The sequence below is a fragment of the Serratia sp. A07 genome, assembly GCF_058725505.1.
The window spans coordinates 13,117-24,710 of the sequence record NZ_JBZXDO010000026.1; the positions used below are offsets into that span (position 1 = coordinate 13,117).

Consider the following 11,594-nt stretch of genomic DNA (forward strand, 5'->3'; position numbering starts at 1 on the left):
TCTATAGCTTAACGTTATATCTTGCTGCGATCAAATTCAGCAGTTTAACTTAAGTGTTTGCACCGATTTGGTGCGAGAATGGTCTAATAAATGTGCGATTTGACGATTTTTCGTCTAATTGGTGATGTTTTAAGTATACAGAGTACGGGAGATAAGACAGGAAAAATTGATGTGTTTGCCGTCAAAAAAAACGCCTGACCCACTGGCCAGGCAGTTTGGATTAAGGTACCGATGAACCGCCGAATTCGAGATAGATTTTCGCCAGATTCTGGTACTGCGCGAAGCGGTTTTCATCCACCGCCAGCTCCGCCTGACGGCGTTGTTCCTGCGCGTTCAGCCAGTCGGTAATGGTGACGGCGCCCTGCCGGTAACGCACCTCGTTCAGCCGCTCCGATTTGCGCGCCAGCGCCAATGAGGCGCGCAGCTGCGCCTCCTGCGCCAGCAGCTGCGTGCGCAGTGACAGCGCGTTGTTCACATCGCCCATCGCCTTGTACAGCGCCTGCTTGAAGGCCAGCACTTGCTGTTCATAGTCGTTGCGGGCGATCTTAATCTCCACGCCCATTTGCCGCCACTGCAGGAACGGCAGCGTCAGGCTGGCGCCGAGGCTGCCGGTCGGGTTGCGCAGGAATTCCAGCAGCGCGCTGCTGCTGGCGCCCAGTGAACCAGTCAGGCTGAACGCAGGGTAGTATTGCAGACGTTTTTCATCGACGTTGGCCAAGGCGGCGCGCAACCGCAGCTCTTGAGCGCTGAGATCCGGACGACGGCTCAGGACGCTGGCGGGAATGCCGGTGTTGATCTGCGGCATCGTCGTCGTCGGCAGGCGCGCGGGCGCGATGGTGGCCTGGCCTGATGGCGCGCCCAGCAGCACCGCCTGCTCGTTCAGCGCCTGTTGACGATCGTGTTGTAACGACAGCAGGCTGCGTTCCTGCGTCAGCACGTTTTGTTCCGCGTTCACCACGTCCAGCGCCGAGATGCTGCCGGCCTGATAACGGGCGTTGGCCAGCCGCAGCGTCGTTTTGGCATAGGCGATGCTCGCCTGGCTGACGCTGATTTGTTGATTGAGAAAACCGATGCGCCAGTAATTCGTGGCGGCGTTGGCCAGCAGCGTCAGGCGCGCCGTCTGCAGATCCTGCTCGGAAGCCTGGCTGGCCCAATCGGCGGCATCGTGCTGGCGCTCCAGCTTGCCCCACAGATCGACTTCATAGCGGGTGGTGAGAGACGCGTTGCTGGTTTTATTCCAGGCGGAGGACTCTGACAGCGGGCGATTGATGCCGCTGCCTAATGAGGCGCTGACGTCGGGCGCGGTGCTGATGCCGACGCGTTCCGCTTCGAGGCGCGCGCGGTAGACGCGCAGCACGGCGACGGCCAGATCGTTGTTGCTGGCCATCACCTGTTGCAGCCAGCGATCGAGCTCGGGATCGTGGAAATCGCGCCAGTCGAACGGCGTCGGCGTGGCGTTCTCGGCGGCGTGCTGCCAACTCGCCGGGTAGTTGACCTGTGGCGCCCGGTAGTCGCTTTTCAGGGCGTTGCCGCAGCCGGCGGTGAGCAGGGCGGCGAGGCTTAACGCCAGGGGAGATAAAATTTTCATGGGTTACTCGCTGGCCAATGAAACGACCGGATCCATCCTTGCCGCTTTACGGGCGGGGAGATAACCGAAGATCATGCCGATTAAGGTTGAACAGAAAAACGCCGTCGCGGCGGCTTGCCAGGAATAGATGGCGGTGAACATGCCGCCCGCCAGCGAGGTGAACAGCGACCCGGCGGCGAACGACAGCGCGATGCCCAATGCGCCGCCGATCAGGCAGACCAGCACCGCCTCGATCATGAACTGTTGCATGATGTCGCCGCGCCTTGCGCCGACCGCCATGCGCACGCCGATTTCGTGGGTGCGTTCAGTGACCGACACCAGCATGATGTTCATCACGCCCAGGCTGCCGATCACCAGCGCGATTGATGCCACCATCAGGATCAGCAGGCTAAAAGTCATTGACGTGCGTTCGATGGACTTTCGAATTTTATCGAAGTTGTACAAACGGAAATCTTTTACGCCGTGGCGTTGGGTCAACAGCTGTGTGATAGCGGTGACGGCCGATTCGCTGGCGACATTGTCCTTTAGCCGAACGGTGATGCCGCTGAGCGTCGGTTTGCCTACCATGCGATACATCACCGTGCTGTAGGGCATCCAGACAGTGATGCGATTGGGCGCGTAGTTGCGATTGCTTTTAGCCACACCGATCACCCGGGCCGGCACCGAGCCGAGAAATACGATCTGGCCGAGCGGCTCGACGCCGAAATCGCCGAACAGCGCCTGGCGTGCATTGTCGTCGATGATCACTTCCTGCAGCGCATTACGATCGTCGCGGAAAGTCACGCCTTGTAACAGCTCGACGCCGTTAACGCGGAAATAGTCGCGCCCGACGCCGGTGATCGAGGCGGTGGCGGATTTGCTGCGAAAACGGATGCTGTCGGAAGCGTCTACCTCCGGGCTGACGCTGTCGACGAAGCTTTGCTGCGCCAGCGCGTCGGCATCGGCCGGTACCAGGGTGCGGATGCTGTCGATGGCGTCGTCGAAGAAGTCACGCCCCGGATAGATGCTTACCACGTTAGTGCCGAGATCTTTGAGGTTTTCCAGCGTGCGCTGCTTGGCGCCTTCGCCCAGCGCGACTACCGTGACCACGGCGGCGATGCCGAAGATGATGCCGGTCATGGTCAGCGCGGTGCGCAGGCGATGGGCGTTCATCGCCTTCAGCGCCATGTGCAGCGATTCGCGGGTGCGGTCAATCAGGCTTTGCCAGCCGCTTTGCCGGCTGCGGTTCGGCGGCGGCAGCGCGACGGCGGGCACCGACTTGCGGCCGCTGTCCGCGATGATCTCGCCGTCTCGCAGTTCGATGACGCGGTGGGCATGTTGCGCCACGTTCATATCGTGGGTGACGATCACCACGGTGTGGCCGCGCTGATTCAGTTCGCTCAGGATCGCCAGCACTTCCTGGCCGGATTGGGTGTCCAGTGCGCCGGTCGGCTCGTCCGCCAGGATAATTTCGCCGCCGTTGATCAGCGAACGGGCGATGCTGACGCGCTGCTGCTGGCCGCCGGAAAGCTGGCCGGGCTTGTGATCCTCGCGTCCCTCCAGGCCCAACCGCGCGAGCAGCTGTGCCGCTCGCTGCCGCCGCTGATCGCGCCGGGCGTTAGCGTAGATGGCCGGAATTTCGACGTTGCCCAGCGCGCTGAGATCGGGCATCAGGTGATAACGCTGGAAGATAAAGCCGATATGCTCGCGGCGCAGGCGGGCCAGTTCGTCCGGCGACAGGTGGGCGGCGTTCTGGCCGCTGATGTAGTAGTCGCCGCGATCCGGTACGTCGAGACAGCCCATGATGTTCATCAGCGTCGATTTGCCGGAGCCGGAGGCGCCGATGATCGCCACCAGCTCGCCGGCGGCGATGGTCAAATCGATGTCTTTCAACACCGTCAGCGCCTGACCGCCGTTGGTGTAGGTTCGGCTGATGCCTTTTAGCTCGATGATCGCGTTCACAGGAAAATGCCATCCTCAGCCGACTTGGCGGCGGGCTGCGACAGCACCACGGTTTCACCGGCTTTCAGGCCGCTGAGGATCTGAATGTCGACGTTGTTGGTGATGCCGGTGGTCACTTCGCGCGTTTCCAACTGTTGATCCTGAGTCAGCACCTGTACCTGTTGCCCTTTTCCTTCGGTTTTATGCACCGCCTGGATCGGCACCAGCAGGGCATTCTTCGCGTCGCCGAGCAGTAAGGAAACCTGCGCGGTCATGGCGATGCGCAGGCGGTTTTCCGGGTTGGGCACGTCCAGCAGCGCGTTGTAATAGACCGAGGCGTTCGAGGTGCCGGAGCCGGAAGCGGAACTGGTGCCGGCGAGCGAGTCGTCTTTCATCACCGATTCCGGTGCCAGCTCGATGGTGCGCAGCGTGGCGTCGTAGCGTTTATCCGGATCGGAAAAAATAGTGAAGTACGCCTTTTGCCCCGGTGAAATGCGGGTGATGTCGGCTTCGGAGATCTGCGCCTTGATGGTCATCGTATCCAGCCGCGCCAGCTTGACGATGGTCGGCGCGCTTTGGCTGGAGTTGACCGTTTGTCCCTGCTGCGTGACCACGGCGATGACGATGCCGTCCATCGGCGCGACCACGCGGGTATAGCCCAGATCGATTTTTTTCTTCTCGACTTCTATCTGCGATTGCACCAACTGCGCATTGAGTGCCTGCAGATCGGCGCGAGTGGTGGCGAGCGAGGCTTCGGCGGTCTCGAAGTCTTCTCGCGAACTGGCCTCGTCGTTCAGCATGCGCCGCTGGCGTTTAAAACGCGACTCTGCCTGTTTCAGCAAGGCCTGTTTGGCTAACATATTGGCTTTGACTACGTTCAGCGCCGCTTCGGCGTTGCGCAGATCGTTGCGTTGTTGCAGATCGTCGATGTCGGCGATCGGTTGCCCCTTGGTGACGCGATCGCCCAGTTTGACCTTCAGCGATTTGACTTCGCCGGAGACCCGCGCGCCGACGTTAACGCGTTCGACGGCATCCAGCCGCCCGGTGGCCAGCACGGCGTTTTCGATATCGCCCAGGCGGGCCGGCGCGGTAACGTAATCCTGCTGCGGCGGGCGTTGCCAATAGATTGCCAGCGCGACAGCGACGGCGATGAAAACGATGGCGGCGATCAACGCCAGACGGCGGGAGGGGAGTTTTAGTGATGACATACCCAGGTTTTCCATAACGATAAAAGCGGCGGTTCCAGTCTGCCATCATGGCAGCGCCAGCTTGAACTGGCGCTAAACGTGAGGCGCTTTCCCGCTGGAAAGGGGATAGTAAAGGCTTTCGCGCTAAAGATCACGGCGAGTTATTATCCGCCGGGTGTGCAACCGGCTGCACGGCACGCTATACTGGCTAAAAAACCAGTATTCATTCATCAGCAGGATAACGCCGCCGTCATGATGCCAAACCGCCTCGAGCCGGAACTCGACATTTACCAATACCCGGAGCACCTGCGCGCCTGCCTGGCGCCGTTGCCCAAAGGGCCGGGCGTCTATGTGTTTCACGGCGAAAGCGAAAGCCTGCCGCTTTACATCGGTAAAAGCGTCAACGTGCGCAGCCGCGTAATGGCGCATTTCCGCGCGCAGGACGAGGCAAAAATGTTGCGTCAAACCCGGCGCATCAGCTTTATCGAAACTGCGGGCGAGTTGGGGGCACTGCTGCTGGAGGCGCAATTGATCAAGCAACAGCAGCCGCTGTTCAACAAACGCCTGCGGCGCTCGAAACAGCTGTGCGCGCTGCGTCTGCAGGCGGACACGGTGACGATTGCCCACGCCAAAGAGATCGATTTCGCCGTCACGCCCCACCTTTATGGGCTGTTTGCCAATCGCCATGCCGCGCTGGAAAAGCTGCGCGCCATCGCCGACGAGCATCGTTTATGTTACGGCAAGCTGGGGATCGACAAGCTGCCCGCCGGGCGAGCCTGCTTCCGCTACAGCCTGCGCAAGTGCGCCGGCGCCTGCTGCGGCATGGAGCCGGCGCAGGAACATGCGCGGCGGCTCGGCGCGGCGTTGGAACAGCTACGCATCGCCTGTTGGCCGTTCGCCGGGCGAGTGGCGTTGGAAGAACAGGGCGAGACGCTGCGCCAGTACCATGTGATTCACAATTGGTTTTATCTGGGCTCGGTCAGCAGCTTGGCGCAGGCACAGCAGCTGCAGAGCGCGGCCAGCCACTTTGACAGCGATGGCTACAAGATTTTGTGTAAGCCGCTCATCGCCGGCGATTACCGGATTATTGAGCTGCCGTAACGCCATAGCGCTATCGATAACCTAAGACTTATCTGTAAATTCAGGGCATTATGCTAAAAAAGCTTGAGTCCATAATGTTGTTATGGATAATGGCGCCCCGAAGCGAAGGAACGCGCTATTAACTCAGTTGGCAGAGTGATTGGTTTTATAATGGCTTGTTTTGGCTTGAAAATTGATAGACGCGGGTTCGAGTCCTGCATAGCGCGCCAGCTTTCTTCCCTTCATCTCACCGCGCTTACCGTAAAGCGCACCCGGGTTGATTTGCACTATCGGCTCCTCGTTGGGATTTTCGGGTGTGCTTTACCGTAACCGCTGGCTTTCCTTCCTCTTTCTCTTTCGATCCTTTGCTAAACTGTAATCAGGCAGGCTTGCTGCCCGGCAACAGGAGGTCGATATGTCTCACTCCGAGCAACTGCAGGAACTCTTGCAACGCGTCGCCGCCCTCGAGGCGAGAGAGAAAGCGCTGACCGCCGCGTCCAACGCTTATCAGGCGATTATCACCACCATGTTGGGCAATATGGAGAAGACCGAACGTGACCGGATCATCGCGATGATCGATCAGGCTCATGAAATCGCTTACGCCCGCGCCATTCAACGCAGCAACGAATCGCAAAAGCAGAAAATCAAACAGGCCGACGATGTGGCCCAGCGCATGTTCATGTTTGCGCAAGGCAAGGCCGCCCAGCCGCGCTGAATCCGAACTATAACAGTTGCCGCCATTAAGTTGGCTAACTGATCTACCCGGCGAAACTGTACTTGTGTTACTTTTAGCGGTGAGATTTGATGGCAATGCTGTTTCCAGCATAAGGTTGTAACGATGGACGCGATTAAAAGCATCTTGGTTAAAGAGATTGAACAGATCAATCGGCGCGAAGGGCGTGACGGCAAGCCGCGCTTCAACAGCGAATTCGCCCGCACGCACCGCTATCTGTGCCTTGCCATGTTCGCCGGTTATTTCGCGGTGATCGCCGTGATGTACCAGGTGCCGTACATGGGGATATATGCCTTCCTGGGCTTCACCGCTTTCGTGCTGTTCATGTTCGCCATGCTGCTGATAGAGATCCGGCCGGTATACCGCTTCGAGGACATCGGGGTGCTGGATCTGCGGGTTTGCTACAACGGCGAATGGTACTTTACCCGCGCGCTGTCGCCTTATGCGGTGCAGCAGCTGCTGGATGAGCCGTCTATCGGCGCCGCGCTGAAACAGAAGATGCGGGTGATCATCGGCAACAAGGGCGAAATCGACTTCTACGACGTGTATGACATGGCCTACGGAAAAAAGCCGCAGGATGAGCCACCGCAGCTGGCGGCGGCAAACTGAAAGGTTTCCGGCCAGCGGCTTGTCGATTATACTCAGCGTTTGAACGTGAAGCAGAGTGAGGACCAAGCGATGAGTGATGATATTTTCGATTTTGATATCGATGCCGAACTGGCGAAAGCCGAAGAAAAAGCGGCGCAGAAGGTAAAAGAGGTCCCTGAGTTCCTCGAAGACGAAGCGGACTGCGAAGGTTGCAAGATCTGATCGCCTGACCCATAAAAAAAACCGCCGCGGCGGTTTTTTTTATCTCTGAGCGTCGGGCGGTATCAATCCAGCACGAATCCCCAGATGAGGAACGCCGCCACCAGAATCAGGCAAAGCGCGGACACCGTCACCAGTATTTTCCCCAGAATGTCTTTTTCTTGTTCCCGCTGCGTCACGTTGAAATTATCCAATTAAAAGTCTATGGACCAAACCGGCGATGCTGAGATCGAGCGCCGCTACGCCCAGCGCCATGATCATCATCACCGAAAGAAATCGAGTCTTGCCGTTCACATCCCTAATCCCTGTTGGCGCCGCTGTTAAATTGTTTTTATATCAACCGGATATAATTCAGCGACGCCGTACTTCATGCATCATGATAGTGATTAAGAACGTTCTTAAGGCCAGAAGTTCCCTCGTCTGGTAACGCAGCCGGTACGGCAGCGTCAGTCGGTTACAATCCGCACGCCTATCTTGCTGACTTGATTGCCGTCCATTTCGGCGATGGTCCAGGTCAGGCCGTCCCATTCCACCTGGTCGCCGATCACCGGTTCGCCGCCAATCAGCTGAATGACGAACTGGCCAAGCGTCTGCTGCTCGTCCACGTCGTCTTGCAGATTGAGGCCATAAAGCTGCGAGATGTCGCTTAAACGGGCGTCGGATTGCAGGATAAAGTCGCCGAAGAAGCGCTCGTCGAGCGTCACGGCCGGCGCCTGGCTGAACAGCTTGCCGAGGATCGGCAGGTCGTGCTCATGGCCGATGACGCACAGAATATCGTTCTCCCGCAGGCGGGTACTGCCGCTAGGGTGCAGCAGCTCTTTGCCGCGGAACAGGGCGGCAATACGGGTGTTGGGCGGCATTCTCAGCTCACGCAGCGCCGCGCCGACGCACCAGTTTTCCGCCGAAAGCTGATAAACGAACTGTTCCCATTGGTTCTCCGGGTGCACGTCCAGCCCAACGCGGGAGATAGGCGTCAGTGCCGGCGGCACGATCACCTTGGCTTTTTTGGCGGCAAACGACAGCGTGGTGCCTTGCAGCAGCAGGGAGACCAGCACCACGAAGAACGCCACGTTGAAGAACAGCTGGGCGTTGGGCAGGCCGGCCATCATCGGGAACACCGCCAGGATCACCGGCACCGCGCCGCGCAGGCCGACCCAGGAAATAAAGCCGCGTTCGCGCAGGGTAAAGCTTCGGAACGGCAGCAGGCCGATAAACACCGACAGCGGGCGGGCAAACAGGACCATCCAAAGCGACAACAGCAGGGCAGGGATGGCGATCGGCAGCAGCTCGTGCGGGTTGAGCAGCAGGCCGAGCACCAGGAACATGCCGATCTGGCTGAGCCAGGCCAAGCCGTCGAAGGTTTGTACGATGCCGTGACGGTTGCGGATCGGCCGATTGCCCAGCAGCAGGCCGCACAGGTACACCGCCAGAATGCCGCTGCCGTCCAGCGCGGTGGTCAGCGCGAAAATAAGAATGCCGCCGCTCACCGCCAGCAGCGGATAGAGGCCGTCCGCCAGTTTGATGTGGTTGATCAGCGTCAGCAGCAGCCAGCCGCCGCCCAGACCGAAGACGATGCCCATGCCGAACTGCTGCATCAGATGCAGCGGGAAGGTCCAGCTCAGCGCGGTTTCCCCGGCGGCGATCATCGCAATCAGCGTGATGGTGAGAAACACCGCCATCGGATCGTTGCTGCCGGACTCGATCTCCAGCGTGGCGCTGACGCGCTCGTTCAGGCCTTTGCCGCCCAGCAGCGAGAAGACCGCGGCGGCGTCGGTGGAACCGATAATGGCGCCGATCAACAGCCCCTGCAGCAGATCGAGATTGAACAGCCAGGCGGCGGCCATGCCGGTCAGGCCGGCGGTGATCACCACGCCAATGGTGGCAAGAGACAGCGCCGGCCACAGGGCGACGCGGAAAGAGCTGACCCGGGTGCGCATGCCGCCGTCGAGCAGGATCACCGCCAACGCGAGGTTACTGACCAGGTAAGCGACCGGATAATTGCTGAAGACGATGCCGCCGGGGCCGTCGACGCCGGCCAACATGCCGATCGCCAGGAAGATCACCAGGATCGGAATGCCGAGCCGGGAAGAAAATGAGCTGAGCAGAATGCTTGCCCCCACCAGCACGGCACCGATGACGAACAAACTGTTAATGGTGCTGGCATCCAAAATATCGTTCTCCTGAGGCTGGGGGATAGGGGGCACTGCGCGTGTGTCGATGATAGCGTGTTTAGTGGGTAAAACGCCAAGGCTGATTGCGAAAACAACCGATCAATTATTGCCCTTTGGTGTGATTAACCGAAGAAAGTGAGGAGAAGAGAGAGAATCCTGCCTTTTATCCAACATTATCAGGCTGCTGTATTTCGGCTTTGGCAACAATGGCCGATCGTGGCTGAGGGAAAAACCATTAAGCCCGCGCAGGCAGGCTTAATGGTTTGCAGGCGCGGTAGGGTTAGTGGTCGAGCGATTCCAGCGCCCGTTTGATCAGCTCGCTGGCCAACTTGCTTTCCGTTTCGGAAATGCCGTCGAGATTGAAGTTGGAGAGTTCAGTGACCAAAATGCTGCGTTCTTTGCCGCTGATTGAGGCGTCCAGCGCGGACAGCAGCCTGCCGAGGATCTTCAGCAGGGTGGCGTTTTCCACTTCGGCTTCCTGAGCCGGGGTCTTCTTATCAGTCATTCAAAATCCTCTCTGTCGTGACGGAAGGGAGATGCAGCTAACGCCATCGAATGAATTAAACGATCGCGCAGCCCTTCGGGGGTGTTGAGCCCAATCACTACCGTAAGGCAGGGATCCGGATTTCTACTTATGCATCGCAGTTATAACGATTAGGGTATGTATTCAGCCGTATCACTTTGCCCTAACGGACGGCGCCAGGCTGAGCAATGTGTGCTTTGCATGCAAACCACCAGTATAGGCTTTTTGCACGACGGCAAGATGACAGGAAACCCCTGCAAACGATCGGGTTTGCAGGGGCGCAAGGTTATTGCGGCTTACCGGAGAACAAGAAGCGCAGCACCGGAATACGCTTGTGCAGTTCATATAAAGCGAAGGCCAGCGAGAACACAAACAGCAGGCCCAGCAAGAATCCCAACAGGTTGTTGCCGATATAAGGCGTCACGAAAGCGCCATATATCAGGGTCAACGGGTGGTGCACCAGATATATAAACAGTGAGGCATTGACCAGATAGGTGATGCGCGGCGAGTGATAATTCAGCAGGGTATGCCCGAAAGAGAACACCACGTTGGTCATCAGGATCCCCATTAGGGTTTTGATCACCACTTCCAGCTCGAACATATAGCTGCTGTGCGCCAACAGCTTTTGATTCAGCATATATGCGATAAACAACAGCAGCGAGCCGAGCAGCGCCAGCGGCGAGCGACGCAGAAAAATCTCCTTAAGCCACACGTACTTAAACGCATAAGCGCCGAGGATGAAGAACGGCAGGTAGAACATCGTCTCCATCACCACGAAATTGAACAGGCCGTTGGATAATAGCTGCGGCGCGACAATTAAAATAATACGGTGCGCGGCCGAATAGCATACCGCATAAATAAAGAAACACAGTGAGATGTTTCCTAATCCACGCAGTCTGTTTATTAACGCCGGAATATGCTCACGAGTTTGACGCTTGATTTTACGGAACAGATAAAAGCAGGCACAGGTTAACAACGACAGCGTCAATAAGAACCACAGATGAGAAACCAATTCCCAAACTGTTACATTTATTTTCTGATAGAGAGAAAATTCATCCCAGCCGTTTAATTTATCGGTGAAATATTTCAGCATGAAAAACTGCGGCACCGTAATTAGCGGGATGGAGCTTAACAGCGGGATCGCCACCCGCTCCAGCCTGACCTTCAGCCACTGGTGGCGCTCGTAGCGCTCGTAAAGCATGTAGGAGAAGTAGCCGGATATCACGAAGAACACCTGCATGCGGAAAGCGTGGATGAAGTCGTTCAGCACCGTGAGCGAGAAGGAGGGGGACGCGCTGTTCACCGCCCAGGCATGGCTGGAATAAATCAGGGAGAGGTGAAACGGAATCCCAAGCAACATCAAATAGGCTCGGATCGAATCGAGGAAAAACTCGCGCTGTTTGCTGCCTTTAGTCATAGATTACCGCTGGTGATTTAATCGGGTGCTCATTAACACGCTTAATAAGTCGTCAAACGTTAAATTGTTATCCGAAACCCTACTATAGCCCCCCGCATTTTTCCATAGCGTCTTGTTGCGCGGCTTGCTACGCTGGTGTTCCATCAGCTGCTTAAACAATGAGCCGTA

Annotated in this window: 11 protein-coding genes and 1 tRNA gene; 5 read left to right on the forward strand and 7 right to left on the reverse strand. The window is 57.9% G+C overall.

The window, feature by feature from the left end; translation table 11 throughout:
• Positions 1-220: 220 nt before the first annotated feature.
• The 3 genes from etsC to etsA are packed head-to-tail and all read right to left on the reverse strand — an operon-like array spanning position 221 to position 4,716.
• Positions 221-1,588, reverse strand: coding sequence for a macrolide efflux RND transporter outer membrane subunit EtsC (etsC, locus tag AC4PR2_RS20815; RefSeq protein WP_492175419.1), 1,368 nt, complete (start codon positions 1,586-1,588; stop codon positions 221-223).
• Between the two features lie 3 nt (positions 1,589-1,591).
• Positions 1,592-3,529, reverse strand: a complete 1,938-nt coding sequence (locus tag AC4PR2_RS20820) for a MacB family efflux pump subunit (RefSeq protein WP_100396531.1) — start codon at positions 3,527-3,529, stop codon at positions 1,592-1,594.
• Positions 3,526-4,716, reverse strand: a complete 1,191-nt coding sequence (etsA, locus tag AC4PR2_RS20825) for a macrolide efflux RND transporter periplasmic adaptor subunit EtsA (RefSeq protein ID WP_457644854.1) — start codon at positions 4,714-4,716, stop codon at positions 3,526-3,528. Before etsA ends, AC4PR2_RS20820 begins: the two co-directional genes overlap by 4 nt.
• Positions 4,717-4,947: 231 nt before the next feature.
• Between etsA and cho the strand changes: the two genes are divergently transcribed.
• The 5 genes from cho (at position 4,948) to AC4PR2_RS20850 (ending at position 7,318) form a co-directional block, all read left to right on the forward strand.
• Positions 4,948-5,796, forward strand: a complete 849-nt coding sequence (gene cho / locus AC4PR2_RS20830; RefSeq protein WP_100396533.1) for an excinuclease Cho — start codon at positions 4,948-4,950, stop codon at positions 5,794-5,796.
• 112 nt (positions 5,797-5,908) lie between these two features.
• Positions 5,909-6,005, forward strand: a tRNA-OTHER gene (locus AC4PR2_RS20835).
• A 185-nt stretch (positions 6,006-6,190) separates the two neighbouring features.
• Entirely contained in the window at positions 6,191-6,490 is a 300-nt protein-coding gene (locus AC4PR2_RS20840; protein ID WP_100396534.1) for a sigma-S stabilization anti-adapter protein IraP, read from the forward strand.
• Between the two features lie 123 nt (positions 6,491-6,613).
• On the forward strand, positions 6,614-7,117 hold the full coding sequence (locus AC4PR2_RS20845; protein WP_038875410.1) for a YlaC family protein: 504 nt from the start codon (positions 6,614-6,616) through the stop codon (positions 7,115-7,117).
• Positions 7,118-7,186: 69 nt separating this feature from the next.
• A complete protein-coding gene (locus tag AC4PR2_RS20850; protein WP_015377413.1) occupies positions 7,187-7,318 on the forward strand; it encodes a hypothetical protein in 132 nt (43 codons plus the stop codon).
• A gap of 62 nt (positions 7,319-7,380) precedes the next feature.
• Here AC4PR2_RS20850 and AC4PR2_RS20855 read toward each other — a convergent pair whose 3' ends face one another.
• From AC4PR2_RS20855 to mdoC, 4 genes are all read right to left on the reverse strand, one after another.
• Positions 7,381-7,509: a hypothetical protein gene (locus tag AC4PR2_RS20855; RefSeq protein ID WP_019455877.1), complete on the reverse strand. Its 129-nt coding sequence runs from the start codon at positions 7,507-7,509 to the stop codon at positions 7,381-7,383.
• Positions 7,510-7,761: 252 nt separating this feature from the next.
• A complete protein-coding gene (locus tag AC4PR2_RS20860; protein WP_492175420.1) occupies positions 7,762-9,483 on the reverse strand; it encodes a potassium/proton antiporter in 1,722 nt (573 codons plus the stop codon).
• A gap of 283 nt (positions 9,484-9,766) precedes the next feature.
• The gene (locus AC4PR2_RS20865) at positions 9,767-9,991 is read right to left on the reverse strand and encodes a hypothetical protein (protein WP_060440221.1); all 225 of its coding nucleotides are present in this window, start codon (positions 9,989-9,991) and stop codon (positions 9,767-9,769) included.
• Between the two features lie 304 nt (positions 9,992-10,295).
• Positions 10,296-11,426, reverse strand: coding sequence for a glucans biosynthesis protein MdoC (gene mdoC / locus AC4PR2_RS20870; protein ID WP_492175421.1), 1,131 nt, complete (start codon positions 11,424-11,426; stop codon positions 10,296-10,298).
• Between the last annotated feature and the right edge of the window lie 168 nt (positions 11,427-11,594).

What these genes read in the sequence shown, in the direction of transcription:
- etsC (WP_492175419.1), bottom strand. Translation starts at nt 1,588, where the DNA reads ATGAAAATTTTATCTCCCCTGGCGTTAAGCCTCGCCGCCCTGCTCACC.
- etsA (WP_457644854.1), bottom strand. Translation starts at nt 4,716, where the DNA reads ATGTCATCACTAAAACTCCCCTCCCGCCGTCTGGCGTTGATCGCCGCC.
- cho (WP_100396533.1), top strand. Translation starts at nt 4,948, where the DNA reads ATGATGCCAAACCGCCTCGAGCCGGAACTCGACATTTACCAATACCCG.
- AC4PR2_RS20840 (WP_100396534.1), top strand. Translation starts at nt 6,191, where the DNA reads ATGTCTCACTCCGAGCAACTGCAGGAACTCTTGCAACGCGTCGCCGCC.
- AC4PR2_RS20845 (WP_038875410.1), top strand. Translation starts at nt 6,614, where the DNA reads ATGGACGCGATTAAAAGCATCTTGGTTAAAGAGATTGAACAGATCAAT.
- AC4PR2_RS20850 (WP_015377413.1), top strand. Translation starts at nt 7,187, where the DNA reads ATGAGTGATGATATTTTCGATTTTGATATCGATGCCGAACTGGCGAAA.
- AC4PR2_RS20865 (WP_060440221.1), bottom strand. Translation starts at nt 9,991, where the DNA reads ATGACTGATAAGAAGACCCCGGCTCAGGAAGCCGAAGTGGAAAACGCC.
- mdoC (WP_492175421.1), bottom strand. Translation starts at nt 11,426, where the DNA reads ATGACTAAAGGCAGCAAACAGCGCGAGTTTTTCCTCGATTCGATCCGA.